At 65.4% G+C, this 19,595-nt stretch carries 15 protein-coding genes; 5 read left to right on the top strand and 10 right to left on the bottom strand.

Annotated elements, in window-relative coordinates; genetic code table 11:
• Window positions 1-1,184: sigma 54-interacting transcriptional regulator (locus tag AC1DYX_RS13845; RefSeq protein ID WP_477259653.1), on the top strand; the 1,184-nt coding region annotated here is incomplete at its 5' end.
• Here the strand turns inward: AC1DYX_RS13845 and AC1DYX_RS13850 are convergent.
• From AC1DYX_RS13850 to AC1DYX_RS13865, 4 genes are all read right to left on the bottom strand, one after another.
• A complete protein-coding gene (locus tag AC1DYX_RS13850) occupies window positions 1,173-1,733 on the bottom strand; it encodes a hypothetical protein (RefSeq protein ID WP_477259655.1) in 561 nt (186 codons plus the stop codon). The two genes, AC1DYX_RS13845 and AC1DYX_RS13850, sit on opposite strands and share 12 nt — an antisense overlap.
• A 51-nt stretch (window positions 1,734-1,784) precedes the next feature.
• Entirely contained in the window at window positions 1,785-2,336 is a 552-nt protein-coding gene (locus AC1DYX_RS13855; protein WP_477259657.1) for a hypothetical protein, read from the bottom strand.
• A gap of 13 nt (window positions 2,337-2,349) precedes the next feature.
• Window positions 2,350-4,494 (bottom strand): protein kinase domain-containing protein, encoded by a 2,145-nt coding sequence (locus AC1DYX_RS13860; RefSeq protein ID WP_477259658.1) that lies wholly within the window; start codon window positions 4,492-4,494, stop codon window positions 2,350-2,352.
• A gap of 79 nt (window positions 4,495-4,573) precedes the next feature.
• Window positions 4,574-4,960 carry a hypothetical protein gene (locus AC1DYX_RS13865; RefSeq protein ID WP_477259660.1) on the bottom strand — a complete coding sequence of 129 codons (387 nt, stop codon included), beginning with the start codon at window positions 4,958-4,960 and terminating at the stop codon, window positions 4,574-4,576.
• Between the two features lie 454 nt (window positions 4,961-5,414).
• Between AC1DYX_RS13865 and AC1DYX_RS13870 the strand changes: the two genes are divergently transcribed.
• On the top strand, window positions 5,415-6,632 hold the full coding sequence (locus tag AC1DYX_RS13870; protein ID WP_477259663.1) for a helix-turn-helix transcriptional regulator: 1,218 nt from the start codon (window positions 5,415-5,417) through the stop codon (window positions 6,630-6,632).
• Between the two features lie 66 nt (window positions 6,633-6,698).
• Complete coding sequence (locus AC1DYX_RS13875) at window positions 6,699-7,088, top strand: hypothetical protein (RefSeq protein WP_477259665.1); 390 nt, start codon at window positions 6,699-6,701, stop codon at window positions 7,086-7,088.
• A 37-nt stretch (window positions 7,089-7,125) separates the two neighbouring features.
• On the opposite strand, the gene AC1DYX_RS13880 is transcribed toward AC1DYX_RS13875, so the two are convergent.
• From AC1DYX_RS13880 to AC1DYX_RS13895, 4 genes are all read right to left on the bottom strand, one after another.
• Window positions 7,126-7,476: a lipase family protein gene (locus AC1DYX_RS13880; protein ID WP_477259667.1), complete on the bottom strand. Its 351-nt coding sequence runs from the start codon at window positions 7,474-7,476 to the stop codon at window positions 7,126-7,128.
• A 4-nt stretch (window positions 7,477-7,480) separates the two neighbouring features.
• The gene (locus tag AC1DYX_RS13885) at window positions 7,481-7,873 is read right to left on the bottom strand and encodes a nuclear transport factor 2 family protein (protein ID WP_477259669.1); all 393 of its coding nucleotides are present in this window, start codon (window positions 7,871-7,873) and stop codon (window positions 7,481-7,483) included.
• Between the two features lie 178 nt (window positions 7,874-8,051).
• Window positions 8,052-8,546 carry a nuclear transport factor 2 family protein gene (locus AC1DYX_RS13890; protein ID WP_477259671.1) on the bottom strand — a complete coding sequence of 165 codons (495 nt, stop codon included), beginning with the start codon at window positions 8,544-8,546 and terminating at the stop codon, window positions 8,052-8,054.
• Between the two features lie 58 nt (window positions 8,547-8,604).
• Window positions 8,605-9,462 (bottom strand): MBL fold metallo-hydrolase, encoded by an 858-nt coding sequence (locus AC1DYX_RS13895; RefSeq protein ID WP_477259673.1) that lies wholly within the window; start codon window positions 9,460-9,462, stop codon window positions 8,605-8,607.
• 152 nt (window positions 9,463-9,614) lie between these two features.
• On the opposite strand from AC1DYX_RS13895, the gene AC1DYX_RS13900 reads away from it, so the two are divergent.
• Window positions 9,615-9,893, top strand: coding sequence for a helix-turn-helix domain-containing protein (locus AC1DYX_RS13900; RefSeq protein WP_477259675.1), 279 nt, complete (start codon window positions 9,615-9,617; stop codon window positions 9,891-9,893).
• 55 nt (window positions 9,894-9,948) lie between these two features.
• On the opposite strand, the gene AC1DYX_RS13905 is transcribed toward AC1DYX_RS13900, so the two are convergent.
• On the bottom strand, window positions 9,949-10,188 hold the full coding sequence (locus tag AC1DYX_RS13905; RefSeq protein ID WP_477259677.1) for a hypothetical protein: 240 nt from the start codon (window positions 10,186-10,188) through the stop codon (window positions 9,949-9,951).
• An 880-nt stretch (window positions 10,189-11,068) separates the two neighbouring features.
• Between AC1DYX_RS13905 and AC1DYX_RS13910 the strand changes: the two genes are divergently transcribed.
• Complete coding sequence (locus AC1DYX_RS13910; RefSeq protein ID WP_477259680.1) at window positions 11,069-18,103, top strand: hybrid non-ribosomal peptide synthetase/type I polyketide synthase; 7,035 nt, start codon at window positions 11,069-11,071, stop codon at window positions 18,101-18,103.
• A 139-nt stretch (window positions 18,104-18,242) separates the two neighbouring features.
• Here the strand turns inward: AC1DYX_RS13910 and AC1DYX_RS13915 are convergent.
• Window positions 18,243-19,595, bottom strand: a 1,353-nt coding sequence (locus AC1DYX_RS13915; RefSeq protein WP_477259682.1) for a sugar porter family MFS transporter, incomplete at its 5' end; no start/stop codon positions are given.

The following is a 19,595-nucleotide window of genomic DNA, read 5'->3' on the forward strand; positions in this document are numbered from 1 at the left end:
TCGAAGCCGGCGTGGTCATCATGCTCGGCGGTTGTGTGCTGTTGTGCCTGCACTGGGTGCGAACGTTGCCGAAGGCCAGCGCGATCCCGCAGATCATCGGTGGCGGCAGCGCGGCGGTCCGGCTGCGCAGCCAGATCGCGCAGGCCGCGGCGACGGATCTGCCCGTGTTACTGCTAGGCGAAACAGGGACCGGCAAAGAAGTCGCTGCGCAGGCCATTCATGCGGCCAGTGGCCGCGCGCGCGGGCCCATCGTTGCCGTCAACATGGCAACGCTGAACGACAGCCTGGGCGCGGCCGATCTGTTCGGGGCGGTCAAGGGGGCTTATACCGGAGCGCAAACGACGCGCCAAGGCCTGTTCGCGGAAGCCGAAGGCGGTACGCTGTTTCTCGACGAAATCGGCGATGCGCCCGCTCCCGTCCAGCCCATGCTGCTGCGCGTGCTGGAAAGCGGCGAATACCGCCCGGTCGGCGGCAGCACGGTCCAGCGCTGCGACGTCCGCCTGATCGCCGCGACCGATCGCGATCTCGGCGCGCATGGCTTCAATCAGCCCTTGTTGCGGCGGCTCGAAGGCTTCGTGATCCATGTGCCGCCTTTGCGCAAGCGCCGCGAGGACATCGGTTTGCTGATCCTGCATTTCTTGCGTGAATGGCAGTGCCGCCAGCAGGCGCCGCAGCTAGCGGCGTTGCCCTTTTCGCTCGTCAGTCAGATGTGCAATTACGATTGGCCGGGCAATGTCCGGCAACTGGCGCATACCGTGCGGCGCGCCGCGATTGCGCTGGCGGCGGACGAGCCGGTGTCGCTGCATGTACTCGTCGGCCACGTCGACGCCGCACCGTCCAGCCATCCAGCACACGGCGCCGCTCCCGCCGGCAGCGCGCCGTCGCTGCCGACGAGGAGCCGGAAACGATTGGAAACGCTGAGCGACGACGACGTGCTGGACGCGATGGAAAGGAATGGATGGCAGATCCTTGCCGCGTCCAGGGCGCTCGGCATTTCGCGTCCGTCGCTGTATAAACTGCTCGAATCGCATTCATGCATCCGCCCGGCGGATGCCATTGCCGCCGCCGAATTGCGGGACGCATGGCTAAGTTGCGGCGGCGACGCGACACGCTGTGCCTCCGTCTTGCGCACGCCGGGCGACGCCTTGCGCCGCCGGCTGCGCGAAGAAGGATTAATTGATTGATCCCTCGGAGGTCTCCGCGAGTACGAGGTCGAAATCGGCATGAAATACGCGCAGTTCCGGTTCGTCCACGTCAGCGCGATAGATCTCGACCGTCAATACGATCGACAGGCTCCAGCCACCCCGCCTGCCCAGGTGCAGCGGCTCGTTCAGCTTGTCGATGATGCTCAGGTAGTACGCCGTGCTCTCGTCGGACATAACGCCGTCCGAGGGAATCCGGTGGCTTGCCCGGTCGCTATGGCGCTCCAGGGGCGAGGGATCGAAGAACCTCGGCAGCCGGTGATGCGATCCGTAACTCTTGACGTTCGGGCGGCTGACGAGGCACAAGTCATTGACTTCGAAATATTCGAATCGCGGCCCGTACGGATTGTCGAGCATCCCGCTGCCGACCAGCACGACGGGCAACTGTGAGTGCGGGGACAGAAGGACGACGCCGGCATGCTTGCCGGTCGTTGGACGCACGCCGGGTGGCAGGTTGACGACGAGACGCGAGTCCGTCTGGTCGGCGTCGAAGTGCAGGTAAAGCGTAAGCGGCTGGTTCGGATCGGACATGGGCTACTCCATTGAATGATGACTTCATTGCCGGGACGGGACGCGCAAAGGTCAATTCGGGCGGGTGCCATTGCCGACCTGGACTTCCGGATCGAAGCGGAAAACGCGCACTTCCGTGGCATGCGTCCCGCGCAAAATGCGCACCGTCAGGTTGAGGGAAAGCTCCCAGCTGCCGTTGGTATGGGCGATGTTGAGCGACCGTTTCCAGAGTTGCGTGATCGTGCGCCGGTTGCCCTTGTCCGCCACGCTGGAGTCGAAGTCGTTTTCGAAGAAGTAGCTGGCGCCGATCGATTGCAGGAATGGCGACGGCGGGGCATAGCGCGTCTCGCGATCCGGGCCTGCGACGACGATCTTGGGCCGGGTGATCAGGCAACATTCGATTACCTGGAACGATGTGAAATGGCCGTCATGACCATCGATGGCGCCGCTGCCGACGACCTGGAGCGCGACGGACTCGCCCTGGTAGAGTTGCACGGCGCCGCCGCCGGTACCATATTCACCAACCGGGTTCTCGTTGCCGGGTACCAGGGTCCAGGTGAGTTGATCGCTGTCCTGGGCCACGTCGAAACGGATGCCCAGCACCACATACTGTTCGCCTGTCATTTGCTATCCTTTTTCATTGGTGGTAACGCAAATCTCGCCGCAACGAGAGCAGATCGGGCTCGCTTTCGATCAGGTTGACCGGATAGCCCAGGGATTTGCTGAGGGCGACCTCCGCGAGCGAGCGCGGGCGGTCGCCCAGCAGTTCGTAGACGATGGCAGCGCGAAAATGGATGTCCGCGCCCGTCGCCGTACCGGCCATTGCCGCGTCGATGGCCTGCCGCGCCAGGGCCCGGGCGCCCGTCTTCGCGGCATACATGGCCAGGCGCGATTGCAGCAGGCGATTGTCCGGGTCGCGCTCCAGCAGCGGCTGCAGCAGGTCGATGGCGTGCCGGTAGGCCTGGCGCGATTCCGCTTTCCGTCCCGGCAGCCAGCGCAGCGCGTCGGCGAGGTTTGCCCAGCCGAGATAGAAATTCGGATTGCCTTTGTCCGTGGAGATCGCCTGCTCGAATGCACGGGCGGCACCGGCAATGTCGCCCCGCGCGAACAGGGCGGCGCCGAGATTGCCGTACAAACGGCTGTCCGGCCGGACCTGCAGGCCCTGCTGCAGCACGTGCAGGGCTTCGTCGTCGCGGTGCTGGTAGAGCAGGGCGCCGTTCAGATTCGCGTACGACACGGCCGACCCCGGATCGAGCGCGATGCTGCGCCGGAACGCCCGCTCGGCGCCGACGGCATCGCCCTGCCGGAACCGCAGGGTGCCCAGCAGATCCGTGAACCAGCGTTCATCGGGATACAATGCCAGCGCTGCCTTGATGACGGCTTCCGCGTCGTCGAAGCGGCGCGCTTCGATCAGGATGTGGGCCTTGCTGTTGAGCGCAAACAGGTTTTGCGGATCCAGTACGAGGCTGCGCTCGTCCAGTCGCAAGGCATCATCCCATTTCCCCTGCAATTCCCTGACCCAGGCCTGGGCGGCGTGTGCTAGCGCCAGTTGGTCGTCCAGCACCAGCGCCTGCTGGGCGCTGGCGTCGGCACGCCGCAGCCAGCTCTCGTCGCGACTGTCGAGGACGTAGCGCAGGCTGTAGGCGAGCGACAGGGCCGCGGTTGCCCCCGTATGACGGGGATTGCGCTCGACGATGTCGCCGAACAGGGAAATGGCGCGCTCGAGACTGCCGTCGTGCTCGAATCGGCGCAATGCGTAGATGCCGGCATCCATTGCGGCCACGTCGGATAGTGCGACGTGGTCCCGCAACGCCGGCAGATGGTCATCCCCGGCGACTGCCACCGACAACACGACCGCCGCGGCGCCCAGCCACGCCCACCCTGTCCATCCGCGCCGCGCACGCCGCGGGGCGGTCGCCGGCGCAGGCGCGGCTTCCGCTGCGGCATCGAGGATGCCGGCGATCGTGTCGCACACCTGGCGCATCGACGCGCAGCGGCGGGCGGGATCGCGTTCGATCATCGCGTGCAGCAGCACCGCGACGGCGGGCCGTACGGTCGGCGGCAGCGGCCAGCGTGCGGGCGTCGATTGCAGGTGCGCAGCCGCTAGCGCGAAGCCGTTCAAGTCCGAGAACGGCAGTTTCCCGGCCAACAGTTCGTACATCACGACACCGAGCGCGTAAATGTCGGCGGCCGGCGTGGGGCCGTGTCCCTGCAGCCGCTCCGGTGCCATGTAGGCGATCGTGCCCTGGCCGTCGTCCAGGGCGCCGCTCTGCGTAGCCAGTGGATCGAAACGGCGGGCCAGGCCGAAATCCAGGATCCGGATGCGGCCCGTCGGTTCGATCATCAGGTTGGAGGCCTTGAGATCACCATGCGCCAGCAGGGACCGATGGGCTTCGTCCATCGCTTCGGCCACCTGGCGCACGATGTCCAGCGTCAGCGCCTCGTTCTGCGGCAGGCCGCCGGCGTAGTCGCGCAGCGTCGTCCCGCGCACCAGTTCCATGACGATGGACTGGCTTTCGCCGTCGTCGTCGACCGCGTAGACCTGCACGAAGGCGGCGTGGTTTAGCGAGGCGGCCAGTTGCCCTTCCGTCAGCAGCGTGTCGGGACGTAATCTGGCCTGGGCCGGCTTCAGCCGTTTGAGCGCGACGGCACGACGCAGCCGTATGTCCCAAGCTTCGAATACCTCCGCGAAGCCGCCTTCGCCCAGGCGCTGCCGGACCTGGTAATGCGCGGCGGCCGGTGCGAACGGTGCCGCCGATGACTGTTGCCTTGCTGTTTGCATGCCCATAGTGAGGTCACGTCAAGACAGATAATTAAAAGACAATTTTGACGTAAAATTGATTGCAAAATATCTCAGATTGTCACTTTCTAGAAATTACACAATCGAGCGCGCCGGCGGCCGTTACAGACAATGGCAGTAAGCCGTCCGCTCCCGAGACGATGGCGTCATACTCAAGCTCGGCGGACGCAAGAAGATCACCCGTCGAACCATCTCCGCTCATGGTTGCCCTCAGGCTCGCCGAAGCCCCTGGCGTGATCCGACTCTGCGACAACACAGCTCCATCGCTCTCGGAAACCGATGAGTATGGGACCAGGGCGCTGTAGGACGCACTGAATTCGGTCGGCGTTATCGCTACTGCCATAAAAGACGCCGGCGGCGCTACGGGCTGCATAACTGTCGTCATGACGGAAGCCTGCGCCACCGCGGTCAGCAAGTACATACCAATAGCGAAAACGATTTTGTTCATAATTTCGCTCGATAGGGGACTGTAGTGCAATTACGCGTTGCACATTGGGCAAGAGTCGTGCCCGTGCTGAAAATTAGCAAGGTAATGCACGTTGGCAAGTCAAGTGTAAATACAGTCGAGACCCGCGACGGGCTTCGATGAGGCAGCCGGCGCAACCACATCGGCCTTGCTGCGCCTAGAACTCAACGATGTAAGCCGCGATATCGCACCTGGCTTCTGCATGGTTGGCATAGTTTCGCTTCCAAACGCGTTCTATCTTCAGGTTCAGGAAGAACCGTTCGGCGACCGCGGCCATATGCGACGCCGTGGCGCCCCGCAACGACAGCAGATGGCCGTGTTGTGCACGCCCAACTCGCCAGTAAAATTGCGAATCGGCATGGGAGGGCTGTTATGATATGGTAGGCGTCCCCGGAAGAGGCGACGGCCGGAGACAACCACCCCATCATGTTGCTATATGCAAGAGTTCCATAGGCGGGCGCTGCACGCGTTCGCCCTCATCCTGCTCGCGGACCTGCTGTTGGCGGCCGTGCTCGTCGGGCGCAGCGATCTGTCGCAGCCGCTGCTGCCGTCACAACGCGACGGGGATGGGGCGGTGTACTGGCGCAAAGGGTTCACGTCGACGCCATCGGATCCGCATTCCATCCGTATCGACGACACTGTGCGCGACCGCCTGCGGTTCGACCTCAATCTGCCGGCGGAGGGCTCGAATCTCATCGTCTCCGCCGACTTGCTCGCGGTAGATGGAAAAGGCAGGCCGGCGTTGGCCGACTGGGCGAAGTACGGCACGCTGTCGTTCGTCGCCAGGTGTTCCCCCGCCAACTCGCTGGTGTTCGTCGCCTCGCTCCATGACGAGCATTTTTCGCAGTCCGGCAACTTCCTGACCTATCTCCCCGCAACAACCTATTTCGCGTGCAACGAGAAGGGCGTGCCCATCTCGATCGACCTGACGCGGCTGACGATTCCCGAATGGTGGTTCGAGGTGCCGCAACGCAACGTCGGGTACCAGGACTATCGGCTGGACCGCGTGGCGCGGCTCGTGTTCGGGGCAACCTGGCAGAGCCAGCGCGGCAAGCCGGCCCATGTCGAGATCGACCAGCTCACGCTGCGTGGCCGCGATGACCGGTATATCGGCTGGCTGGCTGTCCTCGTTACGGCCGGGTGGATTGGGTATGCCGCATGGTTCTTCCGTGCGAACGGACGTGCAATAACCTTGAAAGAGGACGTCCAACCCAGGCTGGACCTCCCGCCCCTCGAGTATCGGCAGCTGACCCTGATGCCGCATCGCGACAAGGAAAAAGCGTCGCTGCTGCAGTTTATCGAGACGAGTTTCACCGACCCGGAACTGGACCTGGAAGGCGTGGCTGTTGCCACGGGGATGAACCGCACCAAGATCAACGAAGTGCTGAAATCGGAATTCGGCATGACGTTCACCAGTTATCTCAACAAGCTGCGGCTCGCGGAGGCGGCGCGACGCCTGACCGGGAAAGGCGACACGACCGTGGCGGAGATCGCATACGCAGTCGGGTATGCGAACGTGTCTTACTTCAGCAAGCTGTTCAAGGAAGCCTACCGCTGCACGCCGAAAGCCTTCCGCACGCTGGCGGACCAGCCGGACCAGCCGGACCAGCCGGAGCAGCCGGCCGGAGCGGTCCAGGAAACGGCTTCCCCGTAAGCGCTGTCCCTTGCTGTTCGGCGCACGGCCGGGGTGGAAGTCGAGCTGACGCGACCGAGTATCGCCATGATTCTCGCCGTCCGTCTTCATCGCCACGAATTGCGCGCATGCCGGGCTGGATCTCGACGGCGTCGTCGCAGGCACGGGAGCCAGGCGCGACGAGATCGTCGACGTGCTGCAAACGAACCTGGGCGCGAGCTCCGCCAGACGGAGCATCAGTCTCGGCAGGAAGTGTATTTCTCCCTGGTCCGTCATTGCGATGGTGAATCTCCGCTCGCTCGCAGCGGGATTGAATTCCAGCTGGCGCTCCAGTCGGGCAGGCTGGCGCCCGGCAGCCTGTTTTCGCTGCAGAAGAACGCCGCGTCGAAGATGCGGTTCAACATCAGCCGGACGCTGGACGGTCCGGCGTTGCCGGCGCTGGCGCGTGTGATCGAAACGCATGGCGGGACGATGTGAGAGGCCGTCCAGCCCGAAATAGCACGGCCAGGCGCCGTCAGCGGCTTGAATCGCGCGCCGCGCGATCGATCAGCCTGGCGATGTCCGCCGGATGCGACACCATCGACATGTGACTGGATTTCAGCGTAACGTGATGCGCACCAGTCTCCTTGACCAGCTCCTGTTGCACGGCGGTCACATGGTAGCCCTTGCGCTGCAGGGCGGCGATCACTTCGGTCCAGCTTGAGCCGTCGGCAAACGCTCCGTGCACGAGCACGATATTGCGAAGCCCGGGCGCGACCGGTTCAGCGTGCGAGCGTTGCGGAACGATGGCGGCCACCAATGCAACTGCGGCAGTCATCATGCGCAGCCATCCAGACCAGCCTGGTAGAAGATGTGTCTGTTTCATGGCGTTACACCTCCATTGCGTTTGCCACCATCAAGGTATCGGTGAACTGCTCGAAGCCGACGATCTTGCCGCCGGCCAGCCGCCAGACATGGGCCACACGCGCTTGCATGGTTCGTCCGGTGCGCCTGTACGTGCCGGAATAGGTGCCGATACCGACGATGCAGTCGCCTCCATCGATCAGGGATTCCAGAGTCATGCGGTAGTTATCCCACTCGCTGCCCAGGACCTCGAACACGTGTTCGACAATTTGCGCGGGGCCGATCCACGTACCCGCACAAGGGAAACCCGCCATCTCCGTCCAGCGCGCGTCCGGCGCAACATCGGCCATCATGCCGGCGATGTCGCCCCGGCCGGATGCGGCGTAGTGGTCGGAAACGATTTGCAAGTTGCTTCGCATGGCATACTCCTCGCTTCAAATCGAACAGCCATCAGGCCCGCAAGCGATGTCTGCCGTCATGCTTCCAGGCGACGCCACTTCAGCGGCAGTTGAGCCCTCAGTCAATCGCGCAGCGCCTGCGGGCGGCCGAGGCAAGCGCCTGCGCAGTGCAGTGCGATGGTGCTCATGGCGCTTTCCCTTAGTACATCGGACGCTTGTTCACGGCGTCGGCCGGAACTGCCTGCATCACGTCCCAGTGTTCAGCGATCTTGCCGTTCGCGACGCGGAAGATGTCGACGATGACCATCTCGGGCTTGTCGCCCATCTTCGGCTGGCGGGTCTGCACGAAGACCAGGTCTCCCTCGGCCGCGACGCGCAGGAATTCGACCTTGAACTTCGGTCCCTGGAGCAGTCCGATTTTCTCGACGAACTGCTTGACCGCCTCGGTACCGTCCGTCATGTACGGGTTGTGCTGGATGTAGTCTTTCGCCCAGTAGCGGTCGACGGCGCCGAGGTCGTGGTCGCCGAACAGCGCCTGGTAGGCCTTGAGCACCAGTGCCTTGTTGGCGGCTGTGTCGTGCACGTGGGACTTGGCGGGCGCGGCCGGCTGCGCCTCGGCGGCCTGCGCGGCGGGCAGCGTCGTGGCACCGAGCGCCAGGACCAGGGACAAGGAGAGTGTCTGGGTCTTGATCATGGTTCTGTTTCCTTGGTTTTCTGTGTAGGTTGCGGATCGAGCGGCGGGGCGCACCCCGTTACCACTTCATCTCGCCCTTGTTGACCTTGGCGCCGATGTCCAGCGCAATACCCAGGCCTGCCCGCGGATAGGCTTTCGTCATCGCCTCGATCAGTTCGGCGGCATTCTTTGCCTTGGCGGCTTCGGCATCGAAGCGCTGCAGGTAGTCGCGAGTATAGGCAATGCTGCTGGCGTCGAGCGCGGTGGCGGCGGCCATGTGGCCCGGCACGACGGTTGCCGGCTTCAGCGCCTGCATCTCGTCGAGCTGCGCGTACCATGCCTGGCGTTCGCTGGGCTTTTGCGTATCGGCCGTCCAGACGTGCAGGTTGCCGAACACCGCGATATTGCCGACGATGGCCTTGAGCGATGGAATCCACATGTACGGACGGTGCGCCAGTTCTCCGGTCGTGCCGCGCACTTCGATGGTTTCCCCATCCACCGTCAGCGTTGTGCCTTTGAGTTCGTCCGGCACGATGGGCTGCTTCGGTGCATTGGCGCCCATCTTCGGTGCCCAGAAAGCCATCTTGCCGGCCATTTTGGCCTGGATTTTTTCGCGCACGGCTGGTGTGGTCAGCACCTGGGCCTCCGGGAACAGACTCTTCAGCGTTTCGGCGCCGAAGTAGAAATCCGGGTCGGCATTGCTGATGAAGATGGTCTTGAGCGTCTTGCCCGAATCAAGCACGTTGGCGGCGATGCGCAGCGCATCTGCGCGGGTGAAGCCGCTGTCGATCACCAGCGCCTCGGTCTTGCCGGTGACGACGACGGAGTTGACGTGGAAGCTGGGGCCGTCGGCGTTGTAGACCTTCAGGGTCAGCGCTGCAGGGGCCTGTGCCGAGGCCTCGCTGGCGGCGACAACCCCGAGCGTCAGGGCGGGCATGACAAATCGAGCAATCTTCCTGGGTGAAAACATGGCGATCTCCTGAGTTGAAACGGTTGCAAAGCAAGGCGTACTTTATTCCCGTCAATTAGGTAGATAAACTGCCATTATTGAAATTTATAATTGCATGAATCGATGAAATGGCGTGCTGAATGGATCGCCTGACCGCTGCCTGTATAGTCGTGGAAGTCGCCGAGCGCGGCAGCCTTACCCAGACTGCCGCACGGCTGGAGATGTCGCAGGGCATGGTCAGCCGCTGCCTGGCGGCGATGGAAGGCTGGGTGGGCGTGCGCCTGCTGCACAGGACCACCACACGGGGAGCCAGTTACGCTGCGTGGACTGGTGGCTCTTTCACCGGCATTCGCTGCGTCGGCGCATCACGCTGGCCGAGAACGCTGGCATGTGCGCAATCAGCATCGGGGAGGCATTGATCGATTTCACGCCCGAATACAGCACTAATCGGTGAACCACCCCGGCTTTCGTAAGTCAACGTCGCAGCCGCTCCACTGGAGAACTGACGATCCGGTGAACAAGGGAGGCGGTCACACCCATCGACATGAGGAATACGCGGGCTGCCTGCTGGCCGAACGATCTGCGTATTGCCAATGCTTTGTAGATGACGCGCGCCGTTCGCTCGTCCCTTCTGAGATAAGTTGGCGATATGCCCTTCGTTTGAACAGCAACTCTCTGGGCATCGGCTCGGATTAGCAGGGTTTCTGTACTCATGAACGGTTCCAGAGTCATTGTTCGACGTTCGTGCGTGGCCAGTCCGATTCCGATACTCTTTACCTGAAACGGATCAGGCAGCGCAATCGCGACGTGGAGCCAGACATGGTGAAGGTTTCGAGACGACGGGTTCGTATGGGATGCCGGATGACGCCACGCATTAAATTACTGCAGGACTTGCCGAGGCACCGTGCGGCATCTCACACAAGAGATGGGCTACAGGGCCGGGTTAGCAGTGTAGATGGGTGCGCCAGCAAGCTGAAATCTCATGCGCTCATTGGTCGGAGGCAGTTCATCGCAGTTCGCGCCACAACAACAGCAACACGGGTCCGTAAAACAGGATAGCGGTCAACGCAATCAGACACACTCCCAACAGCGCGGACCTGTTGATTCTCGAAGCAGCGATCAGGTGGTGCGTCGATTCCTTGTTCATTGACGAGTTCATGATTCTCTCCTCTGTCGACAGGCCAGTAACCGTACCCGACTCCTTTGACAGAGGGTAAGCAATGTCTGTGCCAGGAAAATTATGCGCTTTTATTTCAATGACTTGGAATGCGCCATCTGCTGTGCTGTCCCGAACTGTAAAAGTCTCCGAACGCCCTGCAACGCCCTGTGCGAGGCGGCCCTTGCGGCATGGATGCGACAAATGACGGGATTTGCCAGGTTGGCGTCTGGCAAGCTCGGCTGCCCATGATATGATTCCCGACATTCAAGGGCCGTGCCCTTGCACGATGTCCCCAGCCTGGATTGAAAGCCGCATTATCGGCCGGTTTCGATCAGCAATCCCTCGTCATTTCTCACAGTCCACCGATCTTTTAATAGCGATGTCGCGCCTGTACAGCCGGACGCTGGCGGGCGCGCGTGGCTGCAACTCACGAACATGAACAACGCTCCCTCATCGAACGACGAGCCGACCGGCTCTGCCTCCACCATGCTGTCGCGCGGCCAGCGCGCCATGTGGTTCCTGTGGAATTTGAATCCCCGGGGCGCGGAGTACGGCCTGCCGATGGCGTGGACCATCAAGGACGCTCTCGACGTCGACGCCTTGCGCGCTGCATTGCAGGGACTGGTCGATCGCCACCCGGTGCTGCGTACGACGTATGCGGCGCCTGCGGGCGAGCCGGTGCAGGTGGTCCATGCGGCGGCGCCGGTCGCTTTCCCGTACGTGGACGCATCCGGCTGGGACGCACAGCAACTGCATGCGCGGCTGACGCAGGAGGCCGAGGCGCCGTTCGACCTGGAGCGGGGCCCCGTGTTTCGCGCCCACCTGTTTGCGCGTGGTCCCGGCGAGCACGTGCTGCTGCTGAACTGTCATCACATCGCCGGCGATACCTGGTCGCTGATCGTCATGATGGAGGAACTCGGCGTGCTGTACCAGGCCCGGCTGGCCGGGCAGGAGGGCGCGCCGGCCGCGCTCCCGTGGCCGGGCAGTCTGCCTTTTCATGCCTATGTCGACTGGCAGCAGAAACTGCTCGAGTCGCCGCGCGGGGAGCAGCATTGGGCGTACTGGCGCGAGCAACTGACGGCCCCACCCACCCTCGGCCTGCCGACCGACCGGCCCCGTGCGCCGGTGCAGCGCCATGCCGGGGCCGGCCAGCCGTTCGCGCTCGATGCCGAATTGACCACGCGGATACGCGCGCTGGCGCGCCAGGAAGGCGTGACGTTCTATACGGTGCTGCTGGCGGCTTTCTACGTCATGTTGTATCGCTATACCGGACAGGATGACCTGGTGGTCGGCTCGCCACGCTTCGGACGTCCGCCGGAAGGCTTCGAGCGCACCGTCGGCTACTTCGCGAGCCCGTGCGCCCTGCGCGCCCGGGTCGACGGCGAGGCGCGCTTCGGCACCTTCCTGCAACAGGTCCGGGAAGTCCTGGTCGGCGCCAGGGAGCATCAGGATTTTCCGTTCCCATTGATCGTCGAGCGCCTGGGCTTGCCGCGCGATCCGAGCCGCGGTCCGGTGTTCCAGGTCGCATTCACCTATCAAAAATCGCAGCTGCCCCACATGCAGGGCGTGGCGGCGGCGCGTATGGGCCTGGGCGGCGTCCGGCTCGACTTGTCCGGACTGCCGCTCGAGTCCTATCCGCTGGAACAGCGCAGCGTGAAGTTCGACCTCGACCTGGTGGTGGAGGAAGTCGACGGCTGCCTGCGCGCCGTGTGCTGGTACAACACCGATCTGTGGAACCACGACAGCATCGCTTACCTGGTCGGCCATTACCAGGCGTTGTTGCAGGGGGCCGTGCGCGACCCTGCGCTGGCGCTGAACCACCTGCCCATGCTGACGTCGCCCGAGCGGCAGGCGATGGCCGCATGGAACGCCACCGGCGCCGATTTTCCCCAAGCCTGCGCATACCGCCTGTTCGAGCGCCACGCCGCGTGCGCGCCGGCGGCGCCGGCGCTCGATGTCGATGGCGGGACGCTGAGCTACGATGCGCTGAACCGGCGCGCCAACCGGCTGGCGCATTACCTGCGCAGGCTGGGCCTGCGGCGGGGGCAGGTGGTCGCGGTGAGCGTCGAGCGCGGCCGGCCCGAGCTGGTGGTCGGCGTGCTGGCCGTCATGAAGGCAGGGGGTGTCTATTTGCCGCTCGATCCCGATTATCCGCAGGATCGCCTGGCCTACATGCTGGAGGACGCGGGCGTGCAGTGCCTGCTGACCCACGCCGCGGCAGCGGAGCGCTTGCCGGCGGGAGCCGCGCGCCGTGTGCTGCTGGATACCGACTGGGACGGCATCGCGCAGGATGCGGACACCGATCTGCCGGACAGCCCGGGGCCGGACGACCTGGCCTATGTCATCTATACCTCGGGCTCGACCGGACGTCCCAAGGGGGTGCAACTGGAACACCGGGGCCTGACCAATATGGCGCACCTGAAGCGTGGCGCGTTCCAGGTCGGCCCGGCCAGCCGCATGCTGCTGTTCGCGTCGTCGAGCTTCGATGCCTCGATCTCCGAAATCTTCACCACGCTGGCTGCCGGCGCCTGCCTGTGCCTGGCGCCGAAGATGGCGTTGATCCCGGGTTCGGCCCTGGTCGATACCCTGCGGCGCCATGCCGTCACGGTCGTCACCTTGCCGCCATCGGTGCTCGCGTTGTTGCGGCCGGACGACCTGCCGACGCTGAAAACCGTGATCACCGCGGGTGAAGCGTGCAGCCTGGAGCTGGCGCGGCGCTGGAGCGGCAGGGTGCGCATGGTGAACGCCTACGGACCGACGGAGGCGACGGTGTGCACCACGATGGCCGTGCTGCATCCCGACCTGGAACGGATCAGTATCGGCGGCCCGATCCCCAACATGCGCGTGCACGTACTGGATGAACGCCTGCAGCCGGTGCCGGTGGGCGTGCCCGGCGAACTGCATATCGCCGGCATCGGCCTGGCGCGCGGTTATCTCGGCCGTCCCGACCTCACCGCCGAGCGCTTCATTCCCAACCCGTTCGGCACCCCGGGCGAGCGCATGTACAAGAGTGGGGACCTGGTCCGCCATCTGCCCGACGGCAGCCTCGAGTTTCTGGGACGCCTCGACCACCAGGTCAAGATCCGCGGCTTCCGCATCGAGCTGGGCGAAGTCGACGCCGTCATTGCCAGCCATCCGGGCGTGCGCGAAACGCTGGTGCTGGCGCGCGAGGATGGCGGCGGTACCCAATCCATCGTGGCCTATGCAATCGCGCACGAAGGCGTGGCATTGAGTGCGGCGGAGTTGCGTGCGTATGCTCAAGGCAAGCTGCCCGACTTCATGGTGCCCGCCGGCGTGATGCTGCTGGACGCCTGGCCCACCACGCCAAACGGCAAGATCGACCGCAACGCCTTGCCGGCGCCCAGTGCCCGGCGCGACGGCGCGGCCGGCCAGGCGCACTGCCAGGCGCCGCGCAACCCGTTGGAGCGGCAGATCGCCGCGATCTGGTGCGAGGTGCTGGGGCTGGCGGCGGTCGGCATCGACGACAGTTTCTTCGACGTCGGCGGCCATTCCCTGAACCTGGTGGAGGTCGAGGTCGCCCTGGAGCGGACACTCGGCCTGGCGGTGCCGACCATGGACCTGTTCCGCTTCCCGACCATCCGCGCGCTCGCCGGACATCTGCAGGGGGCGTCCGGTGCGCATGCGGCGCCCGACATGCAGCCCGCAGCGTCTGCCGATACCGGCACCGCGATCGCCATCGTCGGCATGGCCGGGCGCTTCCCCGGCGCCGACGACATCGACACCTTCTGGCGCAAGCTGTGCGACGGGGTCGAGTCGATCCGCTCCCTGAGCGACCAGGAGCTGCGTGACGCCGGCGTGGCCGCTGCGCAGCTGGACGACCCGCGCTACGTGCGGCGCAAGGGCGTGCTGGACGACGTCGCCCGCTTCGATGCGCCGTTCTTCGGCTATCCGCCGCGCGAAGCGCTGTTGATGGATCCGCAGCAGCGCCTGTTCCTCGAGGTGGGCTGGCAGGCACTCGAGCATGCCGGCTATGACGGCCAGACCTGGAGCGGCCGCATCGGCGTGGTGGGCGGTACCGGGCGCGCCGCCTACATGCTGCATTTCCTCGAGACGCATCCGGAGTCGGCGGCCGAGCTGTTCCAGACGACGATCCTGAACGAGAAGGATTTCCTGGCCACGCGGCTTGCCTACAAACTGAACCTGCGTGGTCCAGCCCTGACGGTGCAGACGGCATGTTCGACCTCGCTGGTCGCAGTGCACATCGCCTGCCAGCAGTTGTTGCAGCGCGACTGCGACATGGCGCTGGCGGGCGGCGTCGCGATCGAAGTGCCGCATGGCGCCGGCTACCTGTACCAGGAGGGGCATATCCTGTCGCGGGACGGGCACTGCCGGGCGTTCGACGCCGACGCCGGCGGCACGGTGCGCGGCAGCGGCGGCGCCGTGGTGGTGCTCAAGCGGCTGGCCGATGCGGTGCGCGACGGCGATACGGTCTGGGCCGTGATCAAGGGGTCGGCCATCAACAACGACGGCGCCGTCAAGGTCGGCTATACCGCCCCGAGCGTGGATGGCCAGGCCGAGGTCATCGAACAAGCCTTGCAGCGCGCCGGCGTCGATCCGCGCAGCATCGGGCTGATCGAGGCGCACGGCACGGCGACGCCGCTGGGCGACCCGATCGAAGTGGCCGCGCTGACGCTGGCCTGGCGCAAATACACGATCGATCGCGGCTATTGCATGCTCGGGTCGGTCAAGACCAATGTCGGCCACCTCGACGCGGCGGCCGGCGTGACCGGCCTGATCAAGGCGGCGCTGGCCCTGCATCACGGCGTCATCCCGCCCACGCTGCATTTCCAGTCGCCGAATCCCAGGCTGGACCTCGGCAACAGCCCATTCGTCGTCAACACGGCTCTCGCGCCCTGGCCGGTGACCGCCGCGCCGCGGCGCGCAGCGGTCAGCTCGTTCGGCATCGGCGGCACCAACGCGCACGTGGTGCTGGAACAGGCTCCTGCGCCTGCGGCAGGGATGAGCGCGGAGGGCCCGCAACTGCTCACGCTGTCGGCGCGCTCGGCGACCGCCCTGGACGCGATGAGCGCGAGGCTGGCGCAGCACCTGCTGGCGCATCCGGACGCCAACCTGGCGGACATCGCCCACACCCTGCAGATCGGCCGCGCGCAACTGCCGCATCGCCGGGCCGTGGTGGCCGCAAGCCACGCCGACGCGGCCGCCGCGTTGGCATTGCCCGTGGCGCCCGCGGCGGCGCATGCCGGCACGGGGCGGCGCGTCACCTTCCTGTTCCCGGGCCAGGGCCTGCAACAGGTCGGCATGGGCCGCGGACTGTACGAGGCCGTGCCTGAATTCCGCGCGTGCGTCGACGAGTGCGCCGCCACGCTGCAGACGGCGCTCGGTTGCGACCTGCGCGCCTTGCTGTATCCGGAGCCCGGCCAGGAGGAGGAGGTAGAGCGGCGGCTGGCCGACACGGCGATCACCCAGCCGGCCATGTTCGTGGTGGAGTACGCGCTGGCGCGCCAGCTCATGCACTGGGGCGTACAGCCCGACGCCATGATGGGGCACAGTCTGGGCGAGTACGTGGCGGCTTGCCTGGCCGGGGTGATGTCGCTGCCGGATGCGCTCAAGCTGGTCTGCGCACGCGGGCAACTGATCCGGCAACTGCCCGGCGGCGCGATGCTGGCGGTGGCGGCTTCGCCCGAACGGTTACAGCCCTTCGTTGGCAACGGCGTCGACCTGGCCGTGATGAACGGCCCGCAAGCCTGCGTGCTGGCGGGCACGCACGACGCCATCGCAGCGGTCAGGGAAGCGCTGGAACAGGCCGGCTTGCGCCACAGGCTGGTCCCGACATCGCACGCCTTTCATTCGGCCATGCTGGACCCGGTGCTGGCGGCGTTCCGCGCGCGCGTGGCCGAAGTCGCGCTGCACGCGCCGCGCATCCCCTATATCACCAACGTCACCGGCGCCTGGGTGACCGGCGACCAGGCGACCGACCCCGATCACTGGGTCCGGCACCTGCGCGGCACCGTATGTTTTGCACAAGGGCTGGACCTGTTGCTCGACACGGCGGACGGTATCTATCTCGAAGTCGGTCCGGGGCAGGGCTTCAGCGCCATCCTCAAGGGCCATTCGCGCAAGCACATGGTGGCCCAGGCCATCCCTTGCCTGGGCCACTCGGCGCAGCCCTTCGATCATGGCGCGTTGCTGGCGTGCCTGGGGCAGCTCTGGACGACCCACGCCGCCGCGCCGGCGTGGCAATGCCTGCATGTGGATGGTGCGCGGCGCCGCATTCCCCTGCCGGTCTATCCCTTCGACCGCCATCGCTACTGGCCGCAAGCCGCGACGGCGCCGACGCGCGCCGGCGGGCCGGTGCAACCGGCGCAGCCGTTCGACGTAGCCCATGCCARTACCGCAAGCGAACGCGCGGCGCCGGCAAAACGGGCGCCGCCGTCCCAGGACGAGATCGAACGCCAGGTGGCGCGCGTCTTCTCCGAGGTTCTCGGCATCGATTCGGTGACCGCGGATGATCATTTCTTCGATCTGGGCGGCACGTCGCTGTCCGCGCTGAGCGTGCTGATCAGTCTGGAGCACATCGTCGCGCGCGAGCTGCCGCACGCCATCCTGATCGAGAACCCGACGGTGAGCGGCCTGGTCCGCGCGCTCCGCGCGGGCGGACACGGGGCAGGTTCGCGCCTGATCGGCTTGCGTGCCACCGGCAGCGCCACGCCGATATTCTGCATTCATCCTTACGGCGGGCATACGACCGGCTATATCGAGCTGGTGCGTCACATGGATCCGGACCAGCCGGTGTTCGGCATCCAGGCGCGCGGTCTGCAAGGAGAGGCGGCGCCGCTGCGCACGATCGAGGCCATGGCCTCCGACTACGTCGCCCTGGTCAAGGCGCATCAGCCGTCCGGTCCGTATCGCCTGGCCGGCCACTCGATGGGCGGCTGCATTGCCTATGAAATGGCGCAACAGCTGACCCGGGCCGGCGACAGCGTCTCCCTGCTCGCCCTGTTCGACTCACGTGCGCAGAACGCCAGCGAGCATCCGCTCTACCGCAACGGCGCCTACGGTCGCATGGCCAGCAGGGACTGGCTCAGCGACGAGGCCGTGATGCTCGGCATCCTGTTTCCCAGGCTGGACATGGACTGGGAATCCCTGCGTGCCGCGCCGCAGGCGCAACACTGGCTGCTGGTCAAGGACGCCATCGTGTGCCAGGGCTGGTTGCCGTCCGGGGCCGAACACGGCCAGGTGGAGCAGCTCCTGGCGGTGACCCGCGCCAACGACGAGGCATTGCGCAGTTATCGTCCGCAAGCCTATGACGGCGACGCGCTGCTGTTCTGCGGCAGCGAAGGCTTTGCCCCGCAATTCGGCGAACCCGACCTGGGCTGGGGCGATCTGGTGCGGGGCAAGCTGGAAACGATGGTGGTGCCGGGCACCCACCATACCATCATGAGCGGGACCGGCGCGCAGACGATCGCACGGCGTTTGGTGGGGCGTTAGTCTTTTCCGATGCGGACGTGTTGGGAGTGATACAGTCCCGGAAAAAATGAAAGGTCGTTGATGATGCGGATTCGATCATCAACGACCTTATTGTCGGCGGCCAGGGCGGTACGCCCCGGCCAAGGCAAGGAACGCGCCCTCAGCCTTCCATCTGCTCCAGTTCCTTGCCGCGCGTTTCATGCACGTAGCGCAGCACGAAGTAGATCGAGATCACTGCGGCCACGGTGTACAGGCCGTAAGCGCCCGCCAGGCCGATGCTGCCGAGCAGCATCGGGAAGGTCACCGTGATCAGGAAATTGGACGTCCATTGGGCCGCGCCGGCGACCGCCAGGGCGGAGCCGCGGATCTGGTTGGGGAACATCTCGCCCAACATGACCCACATCACCGGACCCCAGGATATATTGAAGAAGACCACATAAATATTCGCCGCGGCCAGGGCCACCACGCCCATCGTGCCGGACAGGGCCAGTTTGCCGTTGGCGTCGAGCGAGGCGCTGGCGAAGGCGAACGTCACCAGGCCGAGCGTCACCGCCATGCCGGCCGAGCCGATCCACAGCAGGGGCTTGCGGCCGATGCGGTCGATCAGGAACACCGTGACGATGCAGGCGCCGATGCTCAGGCCACCCGACAGGACGTTGATCAGCAGGGCATCGCTCTCGGAAAAGCCCACGGCCTGCCACAGCACCGCGCCGTAATAGAACACCACGTTGATGCCGACCAGTTGCTGGAACGTCGCCAGACCGATGCCGACCCAGACGATCGGGCGCAGCTTGCCGGTCGCCTTGTTGATCAGGTCCGACAGGCGCGGACGGTGGTGGTCTTCCGCCAGCGAAACGTCAATCGAGTCGAACTTCGAACGGGCCACGGCCGCGCCATACAGGCGTGTCAGCACGGCCAGCGCCTCGTCCTTGCGCTTCTTGGCGACGAGGAAGCGCGGGCTTTCCGGGATCGTCAGCAGCAGCAGCAGGAACAGCACAGAGGGAATCGCCATCATCCAGAACATCCAGCGCCATGCCTCTTGTCCCAGCCACAGCACGCTGGTCGACGCGCCGGCCGCCCGCGCGAGGACATAATTGCTCAGGAACGCGCAGAACAGGCCGCTGATGATGGCGATCTGCTGGACCGTCGCCAGCCGGCCCCGGTAGCGGGCCGAGGCCACTTCGGCGATGTAGGCCGGCGACATCACGCTGGCCGCGCCGACCGCAAAGCCGCCCAGCACGCGGGCGGCGACGAAGACGACCGAGCTCGTTGCAAAGCCCGCCCCCAACGCCGACAGCAGGAACATCACGGACGAGATGAGCAGCACCGTACGGCGTCCCCAGAGGTCGCCCAGCCGGCCGGCGCAGAAGGCGCCGGCCGCGCAGCCCAGCAGCATTGAAGCGACTTCGAATCCGAGCTCGGCGGAGGTCGAATGGAAGGCCTGCTTCAGGCCGTCGACGGTGCCGTTGATGACGCCGCTGTCAAAGCCGAACAGGAAGCCGCCGATGGTGGC

This window comes from Massilia sp. P2_C2, assembly GCF_056404615.1.